Raw genomic sequence first — 21,436 nt, 5'->3', positions numbered from 1 at the left:
GCGCTACAATCAACGAGATTCCAGATAGCGGAAGGAGCTCATTATGGACGCAGAGCGCAGGCCGAAGGAATATCTTGCCTCCGTCGATGTCACGTTGAGGGCATTGCTGTACCTCCGTCGAACCCATTCGGCCACAGTCACCAAGCTTTCGGAGGAGCTCGAAGTTGGGGTGTCGACGGCCCACCGTACGCTCCAGATGCTAAAGTACCGCGGCTTTGTCGTACAGGCTGAAAACCGCCATTACCTACCGGGGCCTGCAATGTTGCAGTCGCAGACGAATGTTGGGGCGGGGCAGTCGTTGGTCAACGCGTGTCGTCCGTATATGCAGCAGATTGTCGCCACGACTGGGGAGACGTGCCATCTGATGGTGCAGCAGGGTACTCACAGCTCGTTTCTGTTCACCGTGGAAGGACCTAAACCGGTGCGCGTGGGGGATCGGCGAGGGCAGATTATTCCGGCGGAACAGAACTCTGGTGGCCTCGCGATGCTGGCGGAGCTATCGGCGAAAGAGCTACGCCAGCTCTATCCCCAGATGGGGGAGCGTGACGTCCTGTTGTTGCGGAGAAAGCTGCACAAGATTCGCACCCAGGGCTTTGCAGTGAATCCCGGTATGTACGAGACCGATGTGTCGGCTGTTGGCATGGCGCTATTGAACGACGTTGGGGATACGCTCGGCGCGCTCAGCGTGGCGGTGCCGACAGGCCGCTTCGCAGAAGTGCGCGATCAGTGCATTCGGAGCCTGCTCATGCAGGGCCGGGAGCTGAACCGCACATTAGAACGGTCAAACATGCCCCAAGTGTCTGACTTGGGGGTGGATTGGAACTGACGGTTACCCCCTCTGACAGTCTGTAGTTCCGCTATCTGGAAATACATTGTGGCGTGGCTCATTGACACATACGTTGAGTGTCACACATCATCACAGAACGGAGGTGTTCACATGGGTACTCCACATCAACCACCACCAGCAACGCCCGAAGAAGAGGCCGAGCTGCAGTCCATGTACGAACGCATGGAAGACACGCACATGAAGCCACTTTGGACTCAAATTGGTGGCCTCATGCCCGATACTCCGGAGCCGAGCGCTGTTGCCCATCACTGGGATTGGGAAGAGCTGTTCCGTCTGGCGCAGCGCTCCGGCGAGCTCGTCCCGGTCGGACGCGGGGGTGAGCGTCGTGCAATCGGGCTTGCCAACCCGGGCCTCGGCGGCAACACGTACATCTCGCCGACGCTGTGGTGCGCAATCCAGTACCTCGCGCCGGGCGAAAACGCGCCGGAGCACCGGCATTCCCAGAACGCGTTCCGTTTCGTTGTAGAAGGCGAAGGCGTATGGACTGTCGTGAACGGCGACCCGGTCCCGATGCGTCGCGGCGACTTCCTGCTCACCCCGGGTTGGAATTTCCACGGACACCATAACGTCGCTACCAAGCCGATGGCCTGGATCGACGGCCTGGACATCCCATTCCAGCACCAGATGGATACCGGGTTCTTTGAACTCGGTAGTGAACAAATGACCGACGAGTCGACGCCTGACAAGTCGCGCTCTGAACGACTGTGGGCGCACCCGGGCCTGCGCCCTCTCGCGTTCCCCGGCGCCAAGAGCAGCTCACCTATTGGCCGTTACGCCTGGGAGCACACCGACGCAGCGCTCAACGACCAGCTTGCGCTTGAGGACGCCGGCCACGTCGGCGTCGTAAGTCCCGGTCACGCAGCGATCCGCTACACGAACCCAACGACTGGCGGCGATGTCATGACGACGATCCGCGCGGAGTTCCACCGCCTGCGTCCGAATGCCTCCAGTATTCCGGTACAGGAAGTTGGCAACCGCGTCTTCCAGGTATTCGAAGGCTCTGCCACCATCAAGGTTGGCGACGAGGTCTTTGAAGCACGCCATGGCGATATCGTGAACGTCCCGTCGTGGAAGCTGTGGTCTATCGAAGCCGGTAGTGATGGGGTAGACCTGTTCTGCTTCTCGGATCACCCAATCTTCGAAGCCCTGCACCTTGCACGTACGTACTCCCCGAAAGGAAACTAAATTACAATGCGACTGATTACGCTCCGCACCAACGAAGGAACCACCGCCGCACGCCTGACCAGCAACAATACGGCAGTGAAGCTGAACTACAAAGACCTTTCTGAACTGCTGCAGCAGGACAACTGGGAAGAGCTCGCTGCGGCCGAAGGTGAAGAGGTCACGTTCGAGAACAAAGATCTCGACGCCGTCGTCCCACGCCCGCGCAAGATCGTCTGCGTCGGTTTGAACTACGCCAACCACATCAAGGAAATGGGCCGCGACCTACCGAAGGTTCCAACGCTGTTCGTGAAATTCGCGGACGCCCTGATCGGCCCATACGACGATGTCAACGTCCCAGAGTGGGGCAATAAGGCGCTCGACTGGGAAGGCGAATTGGCGGTAGTGCTTGGCAAGCGTGCCCGCCGCGTGAAGAAGGAAGACGCCGCAGAGTACATCGCTGGCTACGCGGTGATGAACGACTACACTCAGCGCGACTATCAGTACGCCACCTTGCAGTGGCACCAGGGTAAGTCCCTGGAGAAGTCCGCCGGCTTTGGCCCGTGGCTGACCACCCGCGACGATTTCACCTTCGGCGGCGAGCTGGCAACGTACCTCAACGACGAAAAAGTCCAGTCCACCCCAACTGATGACTTGGTCTTCAACCCAGAGGCCCTCATCGAGTACATTTCGCACATCTACCCGCTCGACGCCGGCGATGTCATCATCACCGGCACTCCAGGTGGCGTCGGCCATGCCCGCGACCCGAAGCGTTACATCGGCGACGGCGACACGGTCACCGTCGAGATCGAAGGCCTGGGTCGCATCGCGAACCGGACGGTGTTCGAGTAATGAGCTTCCACGACCTGTCCCTGGAAGAGCGCCTGACGCTCACCCGACGCGGCACCGCCCACTACAGCGGGCAGGTCGCGTTGCTCAACAACGAAGACTTTTCGACGCCATCATTACTCGAAGGCTGGACTCGTTCCCACATCGTCGCCCACGTCGCGTACAACGCGGCTGCACTGTGCAACCTCATGCACTGGGCGGAGACTGGCGAAGAGACCCCCATGTACGAGTCCCCACAAGCACGTGGCGAAGAAATTGAGCACGGCGCAACACTGCTTCCCGACGCACTTCGCAACCTCCACGATCACACCGTGGCCCGCCTGGACGCTGCCTGGCGCGACGCCACCGAGGCAGCCTGGTCCGCCGAAGTGAAAACCGCGCAGGGCCGCACCGTGCCCGCGTCCGAAACGCTATGGATGCGCACGCGCGAGGTCTGGATCCACGCCGTTGACCTCGATGTGCGCGCGACATTCAGCGATATCCCTGAGGTCATCCTGTCCACCCTGCTTGAGGAAATACCAGGAAAATGGCGCGCCGGTGGCCTTGGTGAGGACCTGGTCCTCATCGCGACCGACACCGGCCAACGCGTTGCCGTGACCGAGACCGCGACCACTGAAGTCCGTGGCACGCTCGCCGGGCTTGTTCGGTGGGCTGCCGGTCGCGGCACGTCAGGCGTCGACACCGACGTTGAAGCGCCCCGCTGGCTCTAGCAGCCAAAGCACAGAGCACCATCGCTTGCACCGTGGAGATCTGGTGAAGACGATGGTGCTTTCTTTGCTTCTAACGCGTAGCAATATCAGGATTCAACTTTGATGGGGCAGCTCTTGAGCAGATCAGACGCTCTGTTACACGAGGTTAAAAAAGACCGTGGATGTCTTGGTCCACAAAGTTTTAAAGCTCAAAAATGTCATACAGCGTTCCCCGGGATATGAGCGATTGCGCTCTCAGCCAGACCGATCGAGCATCGTCTCGTGGCGCTCGCTGTCACGTTTAAAGTGTTCTACCGTAACTTCCGAAAAGGCCCCAACATTTTTCACGAAGGGCCAGCGGGCGCACCAAATTCCTTGGTTCTGGAAGACCGGTTCGGAAAATCCCAGGTCGGCGGGAGCGCGGGAGGGAATTTGGTGTCACCCCAGCCGGAGCGAGTGACAAAGGACGCAACCACATTCTGTCTAGCCATTCAAAATGCCTGGCAGCAAATGTGCTAGATGTTTTGGGTTGCGTCCTTTGTCACTGGAGCATTCAGAAAGGCAAGAAAAACTACTCCGATTTGCTCTCGCGCTTGATGAGCGGCTCCAACTTGTCGCGGAGACGCGCCTTCCAGTCGGCGGCGGCCTCCTCGTAGCCTTCCTCGTGCGGGTGCATGCCGCGGTGGGTGAATTTGACGCGGGTGTCGCCGTCGGGGGCGTCTTCAAGCTCGAAGATGATGTCGGTGTCGTCCCACTCGGGGTCCTCGAGCAGGTTGCCGGTGGGCTCGACGCGCCAGACGAGGCGGTCGCCCTGCTCGGCTTCGGAGACGTAGAGCTCGGCGAATTGGTCGTCGTTTTGGAAGTGGAACTCGCCGCCGGCGGTGTCGGCGGAGCCCTCGATGGTTTCGTCCCACCACTCCTGCGGCCTGGTGATGGCGCGGAAGACTTCGGTGCGGCTCGCCGGGACCTCGAAGGAGGTGGAGAAGTCTTTGACGGCGCGGAATTTGGTGCCGTCGGAGAACTCGTAGTCGGGCATGGCGCCATCGGGGTCGTAGATGGAGACGTCGAAACCTTGGTCGCGGATCTGCTTGATGCCTTCTTTAATCAGCAGGCGCCCGGCCTTGTTGAAGGAGGTGACGTGGGAGACGTCGAGCACCAGGCGGTTGCCGGCGAGGCGGTATTCGCCGAGGTCGTGGAGGATTTTCTCGGCGGCGGTGAAGTTGATCATGCCCTGGAGCTGCACGACGGTCTTCGCTTCTCGACGATCCACCGTCCGGATTCCTGGCGCCGCGTAGTAGTCGGCGCTCATCAGGTTGAGGCCGAGGGATTCGGAAAGCTCGCGGAAGATCTTCACGCCGCGGACCGAGTTGCCCTGCTTGTCCAGGCGCGGGCTCAGCGAGGCGATACCGAGCTGCCCCGGCATCGTGCCGATCAGCCCACCGGCCACGCCCGACTTGGCGGGGATGCCCACGTTGACCATCCAGCGGCCGGAGCCGTCGTACATGCCGGCGGACGTCATCACGGCCTGCGTCACCCGGCTAGCTTTCGCAGACATGATGCGCTCGCCGGTGATCGGCTGGACGCCGCCGTTGGCCAAGGTCGCGGCCATCACGGCGAGGTCGCGGACGGTGACCAGGATGGAGCACTGCTGCGTATACGAGTTCACGGCGTCGTGGGCCTGGTCTTGGACCATGCCAAACTCCCGAAGCAGGTGCGCGATGGACAGGTTGCGGTGCGCGGTGGCCAGTTCGTCGTCGAGGATGTTTTGGTCGATGCGCAGCTCGCGGCCCGCAAGGCGGGAAAAGAAGGACCGAATCTTCTCGACGCGGTCTTCGACACTCGAATCCGCCCCGTTGATGAGCTGGTTCACGGCGATGGCGCCCGCATTGATCATGGGGTTTGAGGGCCGGTTAGTGGCGTCGTCAAGTGAGATGGCGTTGAAGGCCTCCCCCGAGGGCTCAACCCCCACAACCTTGTGCACCTCCTGCGCGCCGAGCTCCTCGAGCGCGAGGGCGTACACGAACGGCTTCGAGATCGACTGGATGGAAAACTCGTAGCTGTCGTCGCCGACGGAGTACAGGTGGCCCGACGTGGTGCACACGGCGAGGCCGAGCTTGTTTGGGTCGGCGGTGCGCAGCGACTCGATGTAGTTGGCGGGCTCGCCGGCGTCGTCGTCGCGGACGAGGTCAAGGATCTTATCGAGGTACGCGGGCACTGGAGTTGGCATGCCGACCAGCTTACTTCCCACATAACATCCCACATAACATCCCACATGTGGGATGTTGGGTGGTATGTTGGGTTCATGCAGGCAGAAGAGTTATCGAAGATCGTCGCAGATCTGCGGTTGGTCGGTGAGACACCGCGAGTTGAGGTGAAATCGAACGTCGGGAAGAGCATTCTGGAGACGCTCTCTGCATTTGCCAATACGCAGGGCGGAGTCATTCTCATCGGCTTAAGCGAAGACGCCTCCTTCACCCCGATTGATGGGTTCGATGCGCATCGCGCCCAAGATGCGGTCGCGTCGCGCTGTGACCAGCTCTCACCAGTGCTTCGGCCGCTTGTCACACCGGTGCCGTTCGAGGGATCGGCGATTGTAGTCGTCGAGGTGCCCGCCCTTCCTCCGCGCGAGCAGCCCTGCTACGTCAAGGAACGGGGGATGTACAAGGGCAGCTTCACTCGCACCGGCGAGGGCGAGCGGCGCCTCGAGTCCTACGAAATCGATCGTCTGCTCGAGGAACGCACCCAACCAACGTGGGATGAGGAGCCAGTTGCAGACGCCTCCCCTGGCGACCTGGATACCGACCTGCTCACCCCCTACCTCTCCCATCAGAAATCACTGCGGCCGCGCACCTTCAAGCAAGGTGATGTGACGGCAATGCAGCGGCTCCGCATCCTCGATGGCGAGCACCCCACACTCGCTGCGCTTCTCACCATGGGCGAGTACCCGCAGCAGTTCTTCCCACGCCTGACCATTACGTTTACCCTTCTACCAGGCACTGAGATCGGGGAGGTCGCGGAAGGAATTCGGTTCCTGGACAACGCGACGCTCACCGGCACGATCCCCGAAATGGTCGAAGCAGGCGTCGAACTCGTGAAGAAAAACATGCGCACCGCAAGCGTCATCGGTGATGTGTACAGGAAAGACATGCCGGACTACCCAGTGGAGGCTGTGCGTGAGGCGCTCGTCAATGCTGTCATGCACCGCGACTACTCCCCTGCCGCACGCGGAGGCCAGGTCCAGATTATGATGTTCGCCGACCGTCTGGAGATCACGAATCCTGGGGGCCTCTACGGTGGCGTCACCACGGAAAACCTCGGAGACGCAGGGGTCAGCAACTCACGCAACCAGCGGCTTTCTACGTTCCTGGAGGAGCTGCGTTTTGACGACGGCGGACCCGTCGCGGAAAACCGTGGCTCCGGAATCGCCGTGATCGAACAAGCACTTGCCAAAGCGCTCATGCCCCCACCGACGTACGCGAACTCGCTCACGCACTTCACAATCACCTTCCACAAACGCAGAATCATCGCTGCAGAGCGGCATGGGACGGCCATCGACCAAGTGAAAGATCTCCTTGCCACGAAGGAGTCCTGGTCCACGACCGAGCTCGTAACGGAGACGCAGCTGAGCCGAACAGCGGTCCAAAACGCACTCAATCGCCTGGTAGACGCCGGAGAGGCGGAGCGAACAGAGCCGCATAAGAGCCCCCGCCAGCGCTACCGCGCAACATAACATCCCACATAACATCCCACATAACATCCCACATGTGGGATGTTGGGTGGTATGGCGGACGAGGTCAAGGATCTTATCGAGATACGCAGGCACTGGCGCAGGCATGCGCGACAGTCTAGAGCTTCATGCTTAGCGACGCCCACTCTTTCCTCTTTGTCTAGTTTCCTTTACATAGTGGAGTGTTTAGTTTATTGTTTGTCGTAGGCGCTTACAAAGCAGAAAGGAGCGCTGATGCCAGACACACACGAAAACATGGTCCGCAAGTGGCGGCGGTGGCAGGAACTCTCCCAGGCCGAGCTCGCCACACAGGTGGGAGTGTCCCGCCAGACCATCGCCAACATCGAAAAAGGCAACTACTCCCCCTCCGTCCACCTCGCACTCGACATCGCACACACCCTCGGCAAGACCGTTGAAGCCCTCTTCGGCGACGAACAGGAAGGATAACCCCATGTTGAAGCAGTACGGCGACAAGAAGGTCGCCCTGGCAAACCAGGGCACCGACGACGAATACCAGCAGCAGATCCTCCACCAGTCCAGCACCGTGACCTCGGAGACGCTGATGTACACCACCACGTTCATCATGGCGATCCTCGCCTGGGTCCTGCCAAGTGGTGTGGCCATCTACTCACTGCTCGCGCTGTTGCCCGGCACGCTCGCACAAACCGCCGGCGCGCTGTGGATGCAGAACTACGCCCCGCGGCCCCGCCCGCCCAAGATTTTCACGCTGTCCACCCTGCCCATCTGGATCTTCCTCGCGATCGCCTTAGCCGGAATCGCTTTTAACGACTTCGACAGTGACCCGAGCGGCAGTATCGGCATGGTCATCGGCGTGATCGTCGGCGGTGCCGCAGCCGCAATCTTCGCCCCGCGCTGGCAGCGCTCGCGGCGCCGCAGCGACGAAGAGCGACTGGACCAAAATCTTGAGGATTAATAAACACGAGTATATTCGTGTTTATGTTCATTGACGAGAAACCGAACCCGAAACAGGCCTACCTGAGCGACGAGCACGCCGAGATCATCAAGGCGACGCTCCCGCCGGTAGGCGCGAACATCCAGACGATCACGAAGACCTTCTACAACAAGATGTTCACCGCCCACCCCGAGCTCATCGCCGACACGTTCAACCGCGGCAACCAGAAGCAGGGCGCGCAGCAGAAGGCGCTAGCGGCGTCGGTGGCGACGTTCGCCACGCAGCTGGTGGACCCCGAGGCACCGGACCCAGTGATGATGCTGGACCGCATCGCGCACAAGCACGTCTCGCTGGGCATCACGGCGGACCAGTACCAGATCGTGCACGACAACCTGATGGCCGCCATCGTCGAGGTGCTTGGTGACGCCGTCACCCCAGAAGTCGCCGAGGCCTGGGACAAGGTGTACTGGCTGATGGCCGACGTCCTGATCAAGCACGAAGGCAAGCTCTACGAATCGGATGGCGTGGAGGCAGGCGACGTGTTCCGCACCGCCACCGTCACGGAGAAAACCCAGCTCAGCGACACCGTCTACGCCTACGCCCTGGAAGGCGACTTCACCGCGCCGCGCCCGGGCCAGTACACGTCGGTCGGCGTGAAGCTGCCGGACGGCGCGCGCCAGCTGCGCCAGTACTCCATCATCGAAGGCGACGCCTCCCACTACCGCATCGCCGTGGAGACCGAGGGCGAAGTGTCCACGTTCCTGCGCGACCACGTCAACGTCGGCGACACCGTCGACGCCACGCTCGCCGCCGGCGACCTGGTATTGCAGCCCGGCACGAACCCGGTGGTGCTCATCTCCTCCGGCATCGGATCCACGCCGATGACCGGCATCTTGGGGCATCTCGCGGCGGAAGGCTCGTCACGCAAGGTCACGGTCGCGCACGTCGACGAATCACAGCAGTCGTGGGCTCAGGAGGATGAGATGCGGATGCTCGTCGACAAGCTTGACGACGCCTCCCTGCACCCCTACTTCCGTACCGAGGGCCAGCGCCTCAACGTCGCTGACCTGGACGTTTCCGGCGCGGATGTGTACCTGTGCGGCGGCGAGGGCTTCCTGCAGTCCATCCGCGACGACCTGGCCGAGTTGAACCCGGCGAACGTGTACTTCGAGCTGTTTAGTCCGAACGACTGGCTGATCGGTTAACCAGCCGGGCCCCGCACTGCCCCGGCGCGTCGAACGGCATGAAGTCGAGGTGGTGGGGGCCGATGGTGGCGTCGATAAACCCCTGGTGCAGTGCGCAAATCGTGGCTGCGGGCGGGGTGCCGTCGGCGGCGACGAACGGGCAGGCCTGCAGGCCGACCTCCACAGAGGTGTCGCCGTCGGCCTCGCGGACGAGGGGGTCGAAGCCCATCTCACGCAGGGAGCGCAGCACCGCGGTGGCGAGCTCCTCGAAGTCCTCGGGTGGTTCGCCGAAGCGGTCCGCGTTGCGCTGCGCCCACGCGCGCCCGAAGTCGCGGGCGGCGTTCAGGTCGTCACCGGCCAGCGTCTCCGTGAGCGTCTCGACGAGGGTGACGTACTCGTCCATCACCGCGTGATGCTGCGGGGTGCGCACGTGGTACACGTGCGAGGGGCGTCCGCGGGTGGAGCGGCTGGCGACGCGCCAGCCCACCAAGCCCCGTTCGGCCAGCTCATCGACATGGCCGCGCGCGGTGTTGACGTGGATGCCAAGCTCCTTGCCCAACTCGCTGAGCAGGGCGCCGTCCGGGAAAGAATCGAGCGCATCGAGGACCTCGCGTTGCTTCGGGCTCAGTTCGGCGGCGCGGCGCATCAGTTCCGCGGTGGGCAGGGGGACGGCGGCGTCGTCGATAGTCATAGTTCGATCTCGCACTGCGACGGGCGACTATACGGCAGCAGCTTGTGCACGATGCCGCCGCTGAGTTCATCCAGGTAGCCGGCGTGCAGGGCACAGATGACCGAACTTGGCGCGCTGACGCCCACCGTCGTGAACGGGCATGCGTTGAGGCCAATGTTGCCGGACTGGTTTGGGTAGGAGGGATCGAAGCCGAGGTCCCGCAGGATCGCGATCAGGGCGTTGAGCTGGGACGCACCGGAGGCATCCGACTGCATCTCGCGGCTGTCGTGCGTCTGGCGGGCCCACAGGCGACCAATCTCCCTCGCCTTCTCCTCATCGCCCTCCGTGAGGCACTCCGCCATCGTCCTGACCAGGCCGATGTACTCACGGGTGACGGCTGCGTGCTTCGGGGTGCGGGTGTGGAAAATGTTGCTCGGGCGGCCACGGCCCTCGCTCGGAGCCGTGGTGACCTGCACCAAATCCCGCGCCAACAACTCATCCAAATGCCCGCGGATCGTGTTGGGGTGCATCCCCATCTCCTTGGCAAGGTCGCCGACCTGCGCCCCATGCGGGTGCAAAGCTAGGCGATCAAGCACCTCGCGCTGCTTCACGCTCAACTCGGCGGCGCGGTCCATCAGGTCCGTCGTCGGTTGAGGCGGGGTCGCCGAATTCACGTGGCCTCCTTCGGTCAGAGCTCTTTACCAGCTTAAACCGAAATCGCCGGTTTTCCCTATTCCAGGCCGTATTTATTGAAAGAACGTGACGAAGAGGTTATTTCGCACTTTCTCGCCATAACACCTGGTACTTCACTATTGGCCACCAACCACGTAGCCAGGTCAGTGTCAATCATGCGGGCGAGGGACAAGATTTGCGCGAATGCCTCCTCAACTGTTCTCCTTCTTTTTTCATTTCGATGCGTTTGTCCACGAAGTGGGACACCATTCAGTAACGGTTCATGATGCGCAACACGGTTTCGAAGTTCATTAATCTCTTGGCACAACTGATGAACCCACACACGAGAAAAAGTTATCGCTCTCGCCTTTTCAGGATGCTCATCCCGCTGACGTGCAGCTTCTCGCCTGCCGCCGGGGAATGCTTTTGCTAGAACTGGCCAGTTCCGCTCATTGTCAACCTTTCTGCGCCAAGGACCTCGGCCGGTATAACCGCCTTTATCAAACAGATTCGTCCAGAAGCCAAACATGCAGTTGGCCACTAGTCTCCCTGGTAAATCCCCACGTTCCGAGTTCAATCTCACGTGAGCAGGCAGACGTTCCCAAGCACTAGCCAAAGCCGTTCGCGACCGGTCGTCCAAAGGCATTTCCTGATACCACTGCACGCCCCATTTCTCGGTCAGAACAGCATGAATAGCCTCACGTAACGCAACTTCGAGGACCGCTAAATCGGCCATAAAGGCCATGGACAAATCGCGATTCCATACATAAAGTTCAAGCGCCTCATCGGCGCAATGATGAGACGTGTGTGATAGAAATGTCGCCATCCGAGCAGGTGGAATAGACCCCCATAACAGGTGGTGGCGCCCTGTAGGCGGCTGCACTGGATACGTCATTGTGCTATTGTAGCCAACGTAGTCCCTCGGATCTGGGTCACAGACATAGACTCTGTGTTCCCCCGAGGGTTTTTCTATGGGTGCCGAGCTTTCCCTATTTCGAACCATATTTATTACGATCGAGACCGTGAATAAAAAAGGGCAGACCTCCGACGGCCTGGCGTGGGCCATCATCGCCGTATTCGTGGCGCTCGTGGTGGCGTTCAGCGCGCTGAGCTCGACCGCAGGCGACGATCGCGGCCCGGAACCACTCGACACCAGCGGTGCCACCACGCTCGACGTCGACATCCAAGGCATGGCCTTCACGCCGAATCGTATCGACGTCCCCTCCGGTACCCGCCTCATCCTCACCATCACCAACTCCGACGACCAGCAGCACGACCTCAAGCTGGGCAACGAGTACACAGGCCGCATCGACCCTGGCGACACCGTCGTCCACGACTTCGGCGTCTTCACCGAGTCCACGCAGGGCTGGTGCACGATCGCCGGGCACAAGGCGATGGGCATGGTGTTCGATGTCGTGGTCGGGTCGGCGAGCCCGAGCACTTCACCGAGCGTAGCGCCCAGACCGGTAGTCGCCGCGGATGGGCCTGACGACGGCCTGGTCTACCGTGATCCGGCGCTGCCTCCCGCGCCCGATGTGGCTGTCCACGAGCACACCTGGCACGTCACCGAAGGCGAGCGCCAAGTCGCGCCCGGCGTCACCCAACCCGTCTGGACCTTCGACGGAAAAATGCCAGGTCCCGTACTGCGCGGGCGCGTCGGCGACCTGTTCCGCATCACCATCGTCAACGACGGCACAATGGAGCACTCCATCGACTTCCACGCGGGTGAGGTCAACCCCGATACAAATATGGCCCAGATCGCTCCGGGTGAATCGCTCACGTACGAGTTCGAGGCCCGCCGCTACGGGATCTGGATGTACCACTGCGCCACCATGCCGATGAGCTTGCACATCGCCAACGGCATGTTCGGCGCCGTCGTCATCGACCCACCGGACCTCGCGCCTGTCGACGCCGAATACGTCCTCCTCTCACACGAGGTCTTCCTCGGCGAGGACGGCGCCGACCCCGAGCGAGTCGCCGCCGGGCTCTACGATCTCACCGCGTTCAACGGCTACCCCAACCAGTACCAGCAGCGGCCGATTCCGGCCCGCGACGGCGATACCGTCCGTGTGTGGATCTTCAACGTCGGCCCCGACAACCCCCTGAGCTTCCACGTGGTCGGCGAAATCTTCGACACCGTATTCAAGGAAGGCCAGTACCAGGTCCGAAACGCCACTGACACCGGTTCACAGGCGCTTGGGCTCCTCGCCGCCCAGGGTGGGTTCGTCGAGATGACCTTCGATGAACCCGGCACCTACACCTTCGTGAACCACCAGATGACCGACGCCGAAAAGGGACAGCGCGGCCAGTTCGTGGTCACCCCCTAGGTGACCGGGCTCAGGCAATCCCGCCGAAGGCCGCCACAATCGTGGCCACTAGCGCCAGCGCCAGGGCGGACTGCCCAGCGGGGCGCTCCACGTGGGCGCCCGCCACCGGGGCCTCGCGCTGCCCTCGCAGCACCGCCACCTGTGCTTTCACTGCCCTGCGCAGCAGCGGCAGGTACGCCACCAGCACGGCGAACACGAGCAGGCTCATCACCACTCGCAGCCAGGACTGCTCCGTCAGCAGCCACACCGTTAGCGCGAGGTTGTACAGCACGACCCGGAAGTAGGTGCCCCGGGACAGTTCCAGCAGCCCGGCGCGCACCGCCTTCGGCCCGCCGCCCATCGTGGTGGGCAGCAGGTAGCTCATGGTGCCGATCAGCAGGGGCGCCACGAAGCCGAGCAGGAGGGCCAGCGTGGGGATCTCCGGGACGGTCCGCACCAGGCCCACGGCGTACCAGAGCATCGTGCCGATCAGCCAGAACATCGCTACGAAGACGGACAGGCCCGGGTAGGTGATGCGGTCGCGTGGGTCGCGCAGGACGTCGATGACGTTCACCAGGAACCCCTGGAAGAGCCACAGCCACGCGCCGACGTAGACGAACGCGCCAACCGCAACCACCTGCGAAATTCCCAGCAGCGCGCCGGTAACCGCGCACGCAATCCCGGCCACCGCGCCCCAGATCGCCGCGCGGGTTCGGTCGCGCATGCCGTTAATCCGCCACATCGTTGGGAACAGCACGCTCAGGCTCGACATCGCGGCCAGGCCCACAAAGCCCGCGACGTTTGCGAACAGGTGCGCCTGGCGGATCTGCTCCTGCCAGGTGCCGGGCAGGCCCATCGACAGCGACGCACCAAAGCACACCCCGAACAGCAGGCAAGTGGCCGACGCCACGTACCCGACCGCGGCGGGCCGGTGCCGCTTCTCCGGGCCGGCATCACGCACCAGCCGGGCGAGTACCACCGCGTGCCACAGCACCGCACCTGCGACCAGCAACCCGCCGGCCCAGGTGACCAGCCAGTGCTGTTCCCACCAGCTGGCCAAGACCTGGCCCACCAGCACCAACACGACGCCGGCGTTGAGGACCCAGGTGCGCCGCAATTGGGCCGGGCGCGCCTCCTCGGGAAGGCGCTGCTGCAGGAAACGCTCGGTCAGGTTCACGCTCCACAGCACGATCGAGTTCGCCACGATACCGAGCGTGAAAATGTGAATCAGCAGCCACGCCGGTTCAGGGAACAGCGTGTGGGTGAGCCCGATCAAGATGAACACCCACATCCAGATGCTCACCGGCTTGGACGCCTTCCGGTGCCAGCTGCGTGCGCTCATTTACACCGCCACCTTCGCGTCACCCGACTTCGGGTTATCGCGGAAGCACCACCAGGTCACCGCACCAAAGACCAGGGCCGAGCAGGCGATCATCACAAGCACATTGTGGTACGCCCCGGCGTAGGCGGGGGCGGCAAGCGCGTTGGTGGAGGCGTCGTAAATTGCGTCCATGCCGATGGGCTGCAGCTCGGCGGGGAGGTTGCGCACCATCCACATCGGCAGCAACGAGCCAGTCACCGCGACGGTGACCAGGGTGCCGAACTCGTAGGAGACCTCCTCGACGCCCGCCGCCATGCCGGAGCGGTGCAGGGGCGCGGCGCCGATAATCGCGATGGAGGACACGCTCATCACCGAGCCCGCCGAGAAGCCCATCACGGCCAGCGCCGCAATCTCGATGCCGAGGCTGCCCGCGTCCGAACCCCAGATCAGGGCAGCGGCACCCGCAGCCGCGCCCAGGAAGCCGCCGCCGATCAGCGGCAGGAAGCCAATCTTGTGCAGGTAGGCACCCCCAAGTGTCGACGCCGGAATCGCGGCCGCCGCCATCGCGATGATGGTGGCGCCGGCGTGGAGGGGGGAGAAGCCGTCGACAAGCTGGAGCTTCTGCATGGTCATCAGCTCGGCGCCGGCCATGAAGAACATGCCGCCGGCTGCTGCGACGACGCCGCCGGTGAACATCCGCGACTTGAAAATGTCGAAGGTGAGCAGCGGGTCCGCCAGCTTCCCCTGGCGGCGCACGAACAACACCGCGCCGACGACGCACAGCACCACCGCCACCACGAACAGGGACCAGCCGGAATTCGGGTTCGCCAATTCTTTGATAGCCATGGTCAGGCCCGACAGCGCGAACAGTGCGTACACCGAGGAGATAAGGTCCCAGTGCTTCGCCGGGTTCGGCATGTTCTCCGGGGCCAGCCAGAACGTCAGGGCCAGCGCGATGAGCACAATCGGCACGTTGATCAGGAAGACGGAGCCCCACCAGAACGCCTCCAGCAGCGCGCCACCGACCAGCGGGCCCAGCGCCGCACCCACCACGGCCACCGACCCCCAAATGCCGATCGCGGTGTTGCGCTCCCGCTCGTCCGGGAACGTAAGGCGAATCAGCGCGAGCGTCGCCGGCATCATCACCGCGGCACCCATGCCGAGCAGCCCGCGCGCACCCACGAGCAGCCACGCCGACGGCGCAAACGCCGCCGCCAACGACGCCACCCCGAACACCACCAGCCCAACGATGAACATCAGGCGGTGGCCCAGCTTGTCCCCCAGCGTGCCCGTGCCCAGCAGCAGCCCCGCCAGCACCAGCGGGTAGGCGTTAATAATCCACAAGCCCTGGGTCGGGGTGGTGTGCAGCTGCTCGTTGAGCTCCGGCAACGCCGTATACAGAATTGAATTGTCCAGCCCGATCATCAGCAGACCGAGCGAAATCACTGCAAAGAAGGTCCAACGTTGACCCGGCGTCGAATCAGTCATAGGGACAAACTACACTCTAGGAAAACTAATCGACGCCTCTCCCCCCTCCACCGAAACATCCACACGCCCGCCGACCGGGAACGTCAACAACGGGTTCGTGTGCCCAAACGAAGCGTTCGCCACCACCGGCTTCCCCCTCAACTCAGGTATCGACGCCACCATCTCCTCCACCATCACCCTCGTGACACGGCTCGCGGTCTGGAAACGCCCAATCACCAAACCCTCAATCCCGTGACCATCCGGGGCCTGCAACAACGACACCAGCTCACGCCGGAAATCCATCACGGTGTACTTCCCCGTCACCTCCGCAAACAACACCGCATCGTTCAGGGACGGCATGAACTCCGTGCCCGACAACAACCCCAACGTGCCCAAATTCGACCCGAGCGCAACCCCCTCCGCGCGGCCCTCCTGGATCACCCACCAGCCATCATCCGGCTCCTGCACCCGACCGTCCTGGTTAATAAACCAGTCATCGTCCGTGTACCAGTCCCCCGGCTCCCACACAATCGGCCCGTCCGTAAACGCCGCCTGCACAAACGCGTCACGGGTCACCTCACCGAAATCGCGCATCCCCAACGTCGACCAGTGCGGCCCCACGTACACCACCTGGCCCGTCTTCGCATACACCGCGTTCGCCAACGCCGACACATCCGAATTCCCACACAGGAACTTCGGGTGCTCCGCAATCACATCAAAGTCCAGGTGAGGCAGAATCTCGTTACTCGTGAAGCCGCCGATCACGCTCATGATGCCGTCAACAGAAGGGTCGGAGTAGGCGTCGATAAGATCCTCAGCCCGCAACTTGCCCGGCGCAGACCAAAACATATCCGAGACCCGCACATTCGCCCCAAAACTCACCGACAGGCCAAGCTGCTCCAGGCGCCGCGTGGCCAACTCAGCCACAAAACGACCCGCCGAGCCCTGCTCCACATACGCCAACGAACGCGCCGGAGCCACCACACGCACATGATCGCCCACCGACAACGGGCGAGGATACAACGCCATTAGTACAAATACACCGACGCGTTATTACCGCCCTGGCACCGGGCTCCCCCACCCGCCGGCCAGCACGACATCGTGTACGTCTGCCCCGTCACCGGGCTATACACACTCAACGACCCCGGGAACTCACCAGTGGCCGCAGCCCGCTCATTAAACACAGCCAACACATTGCCCGCGAACTCCGACGACGTATTCCCGGTCTCCGCCGTCGCGTTCGAGAACCCCGCACTCGACCCCATCGGCTCACGCCGGTTCACATTAGGCTTGCTGCCCTGGTTGTTCTGGTTGTTCTGGTTGTTCTGGTTGTTCTGGTTGTTCTGGCTTTCTGGGGTGACCGTCTCAACCTCCGTCACAATCACCGGATCCTGTTGCTCGCCATTCGCCCCGTCGGACCGCACGAACAAAAACGCCACCGCACCCGCGATCCCGAGCAGCAACAACGTCCCCAACACCGACAGCGCCACCACCAGGCCAGTATTGCTCTTCTGCTGCTGCGGCTGATAGGGCTGTTGGTAGTACGGCTGCTGGTACTGCTGCTGAGGTTGCTGAGCTGCCCACTCGTCGGTGCCGGGGTGACTCTCATTTGACTGGTACGGGTTCGTCATGGGGGTTCCTTCAGAGATGTACAACAGTATTCCAGTTCACCTTACTAGGTGTGCGCTGCTGATATACGGTGTGGACCCCTCGTTAGGCGCTTTGCACCAAATCCCGGATGGGTGTTTTCGCGACCTGGCGAAACGTCACGCTGGTTTGTTGAAAACCCGGAATCTGGTGCACAGGGAACTGACGCGAGTGACAAATCTGACATCGATAATTATCTAGCACTTTTATAACCTGGCACTTTAAATGCACGGACCAAATTGGGTTGCGTCTTTTGTCACTGGCTCCCTGACCAAGTGCCAAATTCCTTCACCAAGAATCAGCGATCTGGGGAGGATGCCGCAGAAGCTAGCCACGAAAGGGGATCCTGATACACAGGAAACCCTATGGTGAAGCAATCCAGGACTTGCGAGGATCTTCTCTGGCTATTTTTCGCACCTGGCTTCCCACCAATGCCGTGGGAGTCTCTAAATCGCGCGATACGCGCGTCTGCTCGCCTGTCAAAAACTTTGGCCATTGGTGCTTCGCGAAGCGACTTAGTACCAGAAATGAAGCACCGGATATGTGCACCAGTGATTAGCCTAATCGTCCAGACTACACGCTGACACCTTAATCAAGAGGTGACGGCATTTATCATATGGATATTCCGTTGAATTTCTGGATCATAATCAAGCACAAATAGATCCCAGAGGGAGCGCTCTACCATCGCTCGACACATTAACGGCTTTTACATGACTGGTAAATTCCCTAGGTATTGTCTCTTCACCTAATGCCAAATCACGCCATAGTCGAGAGACACTAGCTCCTTCCATGGCGGGTTCGTCAACGTCTTTAGCCACACATGAAAGGCTATACAAACCCCATTCAGATTCATCAAAAGGGTAAGTGCCAAAGTCTCGCATATCCCTACGGAAATCTTGCATCATGACTTCGCGAATTACTTCGTCTCCCCCATGTGTAATTTCGTCAGTTACATAGAGTATCTGTGTGATCTCTCGAGCCTTATCCACTCTTTTTAAATACTGTTTATGGAATTGTTCAAGGTCAGACTCTCGAGCGAGGAAGTAAGTTGTAAAAAGAAGAGTTTCGCCCGACATATTAAATCGGATCACCGTCTACAGTGAAAGCTCCAGAATTTGTATACTTAGGCTGAGGGTAGCAGTGCCTTTTATACACATTTTTTCCGAATTTGTTCGTATACAAATCCGCATCTTTCTGCGCCTTTGTAGGATCTTTCGGATGATTGCCGTAAACCAACCCTACTATTGGGTTTCCCGATTCATTCTTTACCACTTGGCACTTCACTGTGTACATGCCCAGTTCATTTTTTCGCAGCCGAAAAAGCTGGAGCTGGGCTAACGAACAGTAGTGAAAAGCAACCGGAATAGAAATAATCCACTTGGAGGTTTTAGAAATATTTCTTAGCAAAGTTCTACCCTGTCTATCTTATCTAGTCCACGAACAACCCACTTCACATTTTTCCTACTATGAGGGAAACCTGTTCGCAAGAAGTATCTTTAGAACCCAAAATAGGAGACGTAACAGAAGTCATAACAACTTTGATTCTCATAGGCGCGTCGCAATTGTTATACACCTGGACAGCAGCCTTTTCCATTTTCGCTTCAACACACGATGGGGCAGTGTTAGCTGAACGGAACATCTGGCTAGAAGAATCTTCTTCCACCACTCCAGCCGCATAACCCTCGGGGATCGAAATGGACTCACCTTCGGATAACTCCACAACCGAGTAAGCATCCGTTTCCAAACCAGAACTCCCCCCAACCGCCATGGCAGCCGGGGAAGAACAGGCAGCCATAGCGGTCGCTACTACAACTAAAGACCTAAAAACACGCACTTATTGCCACCAATCTCGTAACCCTTACTGGAAAGGTCAACCAATAGTACATTCGTCACGATAACTGAGGGCCGACTGCCAACAGTGATTTCGTCGCAGTCAGCGGCCGCCTATTGGGTTGCCGATCTTCCGGACAGGGTTCGGGCGGATTCGTTGGTCAGCCGACTCAACAACGGTTACCGAATCCGGATCGGAGACTTTGATATGCGCAAGGCTACCGCTCCGGTAGACCCCGACGCGTAAGCGCACAACACTTAGTCCGGGTCGGGCATCGCATGCTTGGTGCTTGACCCGGACCAGTACCAACTACCCGGAATAGGCCGGTACCGCGTTCCTGGAACACCGGTACCAACAAACCGCATCCGACAAACCCAACTCGAAGAATGGCCTGAATAAAGGCTAGGTTCTTTTTCGGAACTGTTTTCTTGCTTCCACTGGTGGAGTTTTGTGCGCGACGAGAAGTGATCGCTTGGGCTTTCACGCCTACGCGTTTGCGCAATCTTCTTAGTTGTAAATACTGAACGAAAGTTCCATAGACTTGAAAGCACTTTCCATTTACTGTCATAAGCGAAGTACAGATCCAACAGTAAGGGGGCTAAAGATGTCGATTAAAAGCTTGCAAGAAAAACCCGTTCAGTATTGATTTTTGGTGCTGTTTTGGCTCTCGCTACCCCTGGCAGTGCGTTTGCCCAGGATGCAGAAACGCCCTTCGGGTGCCTATGACACGAATTGGAACCCCAAGTAATGTCCAGCGAAATTACCCTGACCAAGACCTATTTCCTTGCAAAGGAAAGGGATTTGCCTCGGTGCTATCAACGCTACCTTGAACGAGTGGAGCGCGTAAAGCAGTTCACGACCGTCTATCTGGTCGCTGATGTGGAGGTTGATGAGTCGGATCCCGTTGTGAAACAGAACTTGCTCCATGATCTCCAGGCACAAAGTGATGAACCGGTTAACGAGGATGAATGGAATATGTATAGCTATTCCACCGCGTTAGGGACGATCGATGAGCCTATTGAGCCCGGGGCAGCCGTGTCACGTTTGTGGGAGGACATGCTTTTGACCGACGACGAGGAGTGGCCTCGACGTTTTATCAGCACTGTTAATTTCTCGTCGTTTATGTCACGGCCGAAGTAACGGAGGGTTCACGTAACTCTCTTGAGCCACTGTTCGCTCTTTGCGTGAAGCTAACTAACCAGTTCATCTCCTGCGAGCACGCCCAAAACAGCCTCAACTGCCTCTCATAATCCGCCTTATCGACGTCCTCTTCGTCCATAGTGAAATACCTCTCGAAACGAGCGGCCCCGAGCATCGTCGCTAATGTTATCCTTTTCCACTCACTCCCAACGCACCAAATTCCGGGTGGGTGTTTTCGCGACCTGGGGAAACGCCACGCAGGTTTGTTGGAAACCGGGATTGTGGTGCACAGGGAACTGACGCGAGTGACAAATGTGACATCGCTAATTATCTAGCACTTTTATAACCTGGCACTTTAAATGGACGTACCAAATTGGGTTGCGTCTTTTGTCACTGGCACTCTGGAGGCAGGGGTTAAGCGACAAAATGTGTGCTTTTTTGGATATGGATTCCAGGTCCTGCCTGGGCCTACGGCGGGACAGTGCTCGTTGAATCGGGATTCCCTGCCGTAGACCGGAAGGTCCACCACTTCAGGCGTTGGATGTGCTATGACAGCAGACTGTTAAACCAGCTGCATGCCAACTCAACACAGAAAGAGAAAACACAACAGGCCCCTATGCCCGGCATGCGAACACACCGCCACAAAAATGGGCACCACATCCAGCGGAAAACAGCGATGGCGCTGCACAGACTGCGGGCACACCTTCACCAATCCCAACTCAGCCAAGACCAGCGCATATCGGTTTGCCATCTTCATTGACTGGATCACCAACCAGCGTCCCCTCGACGCTGTCGCTGCTGCGCACAACGTCTCCAGGCGCACACTCATCCGCTGGTTCACCTACTTTTGGTTCATCATCGTCCCGTGCAAACCGGACCCGTACCGCGTCTACGACCAGCTTTTTATTGATGGCACCTACTTCCACAAAAAATGTCTGCTTGTCGCTGCAACCAGCGAGCACGTCGTCGCCTGGCACTGGTGCACACGAGAAACCGCCTACGACTACGCCAA

At 60.1% G+C, this 21,436-nt stretch carries 20 protein-coding genes and 3 pseudogenes; 12 read left to right on the top strand and 11 right to left on the bottom strand.

The genetic code is table 11. The annotated features are described in order from the left end of the window. Positions 1-43 precede the first annotated feature (43 nt). From QP802_RS05070 to QP802_RS05055, 4 genes are all read left to right on the top strand, one after another. Positions 44-826, top strand: a complete 783-nt coding sequence (locus QP802_RS05070) for an IclR family transcriptional regulator (RefSeq protein WP_256022089.1) — start codon at positions 44-46, stop codon at positions 824-826. Between the two features lie 111 nt (positions 827-937). Continuing rightward, complete coding sequence (locus QP802_RS05065; protein ID WP_256022091.1) at positions 938-2,032, top strand: cupin domain-containing protein; 1,095 nt, start codon at positions 938-940, stop codon at positions 2,030-2,032. A 6-nt stretch (positions 2,033-2,038) separates the two neighbouring features. Beyond that, positions 2,039-2,860 carry a fumarylacetoacetate hydrolase family protein gene (locus QP802_RS05060; protein WP_256022092.1) on the top strand — a complete coding sequence of 274 codons (822 nt, stop codon included), beginning with the start codon at positions 2,039-2,041 and terminating at the stop codon, positions 2,858-2,860. Further along, positions 2,860-3,567, top strand: a complete 708-nt coding sequence (locus QP802_RS05055) for a maleylpyruvate isomerase family mycothiol-dependent enzyme (protein ID WP_256022094.1) — start codon at positions 2,860-2,862, stop codon at positions 3,565-3,567. The genes QP802_RS05060 and QP802_RS05055 overlap by 1 nt, the downstream gene beginning before the upstream one ends. Positions 3,568-4,117: 550 nt before the next feature. On the opposite strand, the pseudogene QP802_RS05050 reads toward QP802_RS05055, so the two are convergent. Continuing rightward, a pseudogene (locus tag QP802_RS05050) lies at positions 4,118-4,495 on the bottom strand (SRPBCC domain-containing protein); the annotation flags it as partial. A gap of 36 nt (positions 4,496-4,531) precedes the next feature. Beyond that, positions 4,532-5,773, bottom strand: a pseudogene (locus QP802_RS05045) (glutaminase); the annotation flags it as partial. A gap of 75 nt (positions 5,774-5,848) precedes the next feature. Between QP802_RS05045 and QP802_RS05040 the strand changes: the two are divergent. The 4 genes from QP802_RS05040 (at position 5,849) to QP802_RS05025 (ending at position 9,391) form a co-directional block, all read left to right on the top strand. Continuing rightward, the gene (locus QP802_RS05040; protein ID WP_284817719.1) at positions 5,849-7,276 is read left to right on the top strand and encodes an ATP-binding protein; all 1,428 of its coding nucleotides are present in this window, start codon (positions 5,849-5,851) and stop codon (positions 7,274-7,276) included. A 231-nt stretch (positions 7,277-7,507) separates the two neighbouring features. Further along, positions 7,508-7,720, top strand: a complete 213-nt coding sequence (locus tag QP802_RS05035; protein ID WP_038587567.1) for a helix-turn-helix transcriptional regulator — start codon at positions 7,508-7,510, stop codon at positions 7,718-7,720. Positions 7,721-7,724: 4 nt separating this feature from the next. Beyond that, positions 7,725-8,207, top strand: coding sequence for a hypothetical protein (locus QP802_RS05030; RefSeq protein WP_284817718.1), 483 nt, complete (start codon positions 7,725-7,727; stop codon positions 8,205-8,207). Between the two features lie 23 nt (positions 8,208-8,230). After that, positions 8,231-9,391 carry a globin domain-containing protein gene (locus tag QP802_RS05025; protein ID WP_256008374.1) on the top strand — a complete coding sequence of 387 codons (1,161 nt, stop codon included), beginning with the start codon at positions 8,231-8,233 and terminating at the stop codon, positions 9,389-9,391. Here QP802_RS05025 and QP802_RS05020 read toward each other — a convergent pair. The 3 genes from QP802_RS05020 to QP802_RS05010 are packed head-to-tail and all read right to left on the bottom strand — an operon-like array spanning position 9,363 to position 11,607. Continuing rightward, a complete protein-coding gene (locus tag QP802_RS05020; protein WP_284817717.1) occupies positions 9,363-10,076 on the bottom strand; it encodes a helix-turn-helix transcriptional regulator in 714 nt (237 codons plus the stop codon). The two genes, QP802_RS05025 and QP802_RS05020, sit on opposite strands and share 29 nt — an antisense overlap. Then, positions 10,058-10,714 (bottom strand): helix-turn-helix transcriptional regulator, encoded by a 657-nt coding sequence (locus QP802_RS05015; protein ID WP_284817716.1) that lies wholly within the window; start codon positions 10,712-10,714, stop codon positions 10,058-10,060. The genes QP802_RS05020 and QP802_RS05015 overlap by 19 nt, the downstream gene beginning before the upstream one ends. Before the next feature lie 56 nt (positions 10,715-10,770). Beyond that, positions 10,771-11,607 (bottom strand): hypothetical protein, encoded by an 837-nt coding sequence (locus tag QP802_RS05010; protein WP_145945282.1) that lies wholly within the window; start codon positions 11,605-11,607, stop codon positions 10,771-10,773. 127 nt (positions 11,608-11,734) lie between these two features. Between QP802_RS05010 and QP802_RS05005 the strand changes: the two genes are divergently transcribed. Continuing rightward, positions 11,735-13,039, top strand: coding sequence for a multicopper oxidase domain-containing protein (locus tag QP802_RS05005; RefSeq protein WP_284817715.1), 1,305 nt, complete (start codon positions 11,735-11,737; stop codon positions 13,037-13,039). Positions 13,040-13,049: 10 nt separating this feature from the next. Here the strand turns inward: QP802_RS05005 and QP802_RS05000 are convergent, their stop codons facing one another. The 6 genes from QP802_RS05000 to QP802_RS04975 all read right to left on the bottom strand — a co-directional run bounded on the left by QP802_RS05000 (position 13,050) and on the right by QP802_RS04975 (position 19,248). Then, positions 13,050-14,360: a copper oxidase gene (locus QP802_RS05000; RefSeq protein ID WP_284817714.1), complete on the bottom strand. Its 1,311-nt coding sequence runs from the start codon at positions 14,358-14,360 to the stop codon at positions 13,050-13,052. After that, the gene (locus QP802_RS04995; RefSeq protein WP_284817713.1) at positions 14,361-15,827 is read right to left on the bottom strand and encodes an MFS transporter; all 1,467 of its coding nucleotides are present in this window, start codon (positions 15,825-15,827) and stop codon (positions 14,361-14,363) included. A gap of 9 nt (positions 15,828-15,836) precedes the next feature. Continuing rightward, on the bottom strand, positions 15,837-16,835 hold the full coding sequence (locus tag QP802_RS04990) for a S66 family peptidase (RefSeq protein WP_284817712.1): 999 nt from the start codon (positions 16,833-16,835) through the stop codon (positions 15,837-15,839). Beyond that, positions 16,835-17,437 (bottom strand): hypothetical protein, encoded by a 603-nt coding sequence (locus QP802_RS04985; protein ID WP_284817711.1) that lies wholly within the window; start codon positions 17,435-17,437, stop codon positions 16,835-16,837. The genes QP802_RS04990 and QP802_RS04985 overlap by 1 nt, the downstream gene beginning before the upstream one ends. Positions 17,438-18,100: 663 nt before the next feature. Beyond that, on the bottom strand, positions 18,101-18,544 hold the full coding sequence (locus tag QP802_RS04980; RefSeq protein WP_256060353.1) for a hypothetical protein: 444 nt from the start codon (positions 18,542-18,544) through the stop codon (positions 18,101-18,103). Positions 18,545-18,903: 359 nt separating this feature from the next. Then, positions 18,904-19,248, bottom strand: a complete 345-nt coding sequence (locus tag QP802_RS04975; protein WP_256060354.1) for a hypothetical protein — start codon at positions 19,246-19,248, stop codon at positions 18,904-18,906. A gap of 105 nt (positions 19,249-19,353) precedes the next feature. Here QP802_RS04975 and QP802_RS04970 point away from each other — a divergent pair. From QP802_RS04970 to QP802_RS04960, 3 genes and pseudogenes are all read left to right on the top strand, one after another. Further along, positions 19,354-19,530: pseudogene (locus QP802_RS04970) on the top strand (ATP-binding protein); the annotation flags it as partial. A gap of 501 nt (positions 19,531-20,031) precedes the next feature. Next, on the top strand, positions 20,032-20,424 hold the full coding sequence (locus QP802_RS04965) for a hypothetical protein (RefSeq protein ID WP_284817710.1): 393 nt from the start codon (positions 20,032-20,034) through the stop codon (positions 20,422-20,424). A gap of 647 nt (positions 20,425-21,071) precedes the next feature. Beyond that, on the top strand, positions 21,072-21,436 hold a 365-nt coding region (locus QP802_RS04960), incomplete at its 3' end, for an IS1/IS1595 family N-terminal zinc-binding domain-containing protein (protein ID WP_479684161.1).

The organism is Corynebacterium sp. UMB10119B, assembly GCF_030228125.1.
GTDB classification, from domain to species: Bacteria; Actinomycetota; Actinomycetes; order Mycobacteriales; family Mycobacteriaceae; genus Corynebacterium; species Corynebacterium pseudogenitalium.
Note: the sequence above shows the minus strand (reverse complement) of the source record. Positions and strands in the feature narration are given on the sequence as shown.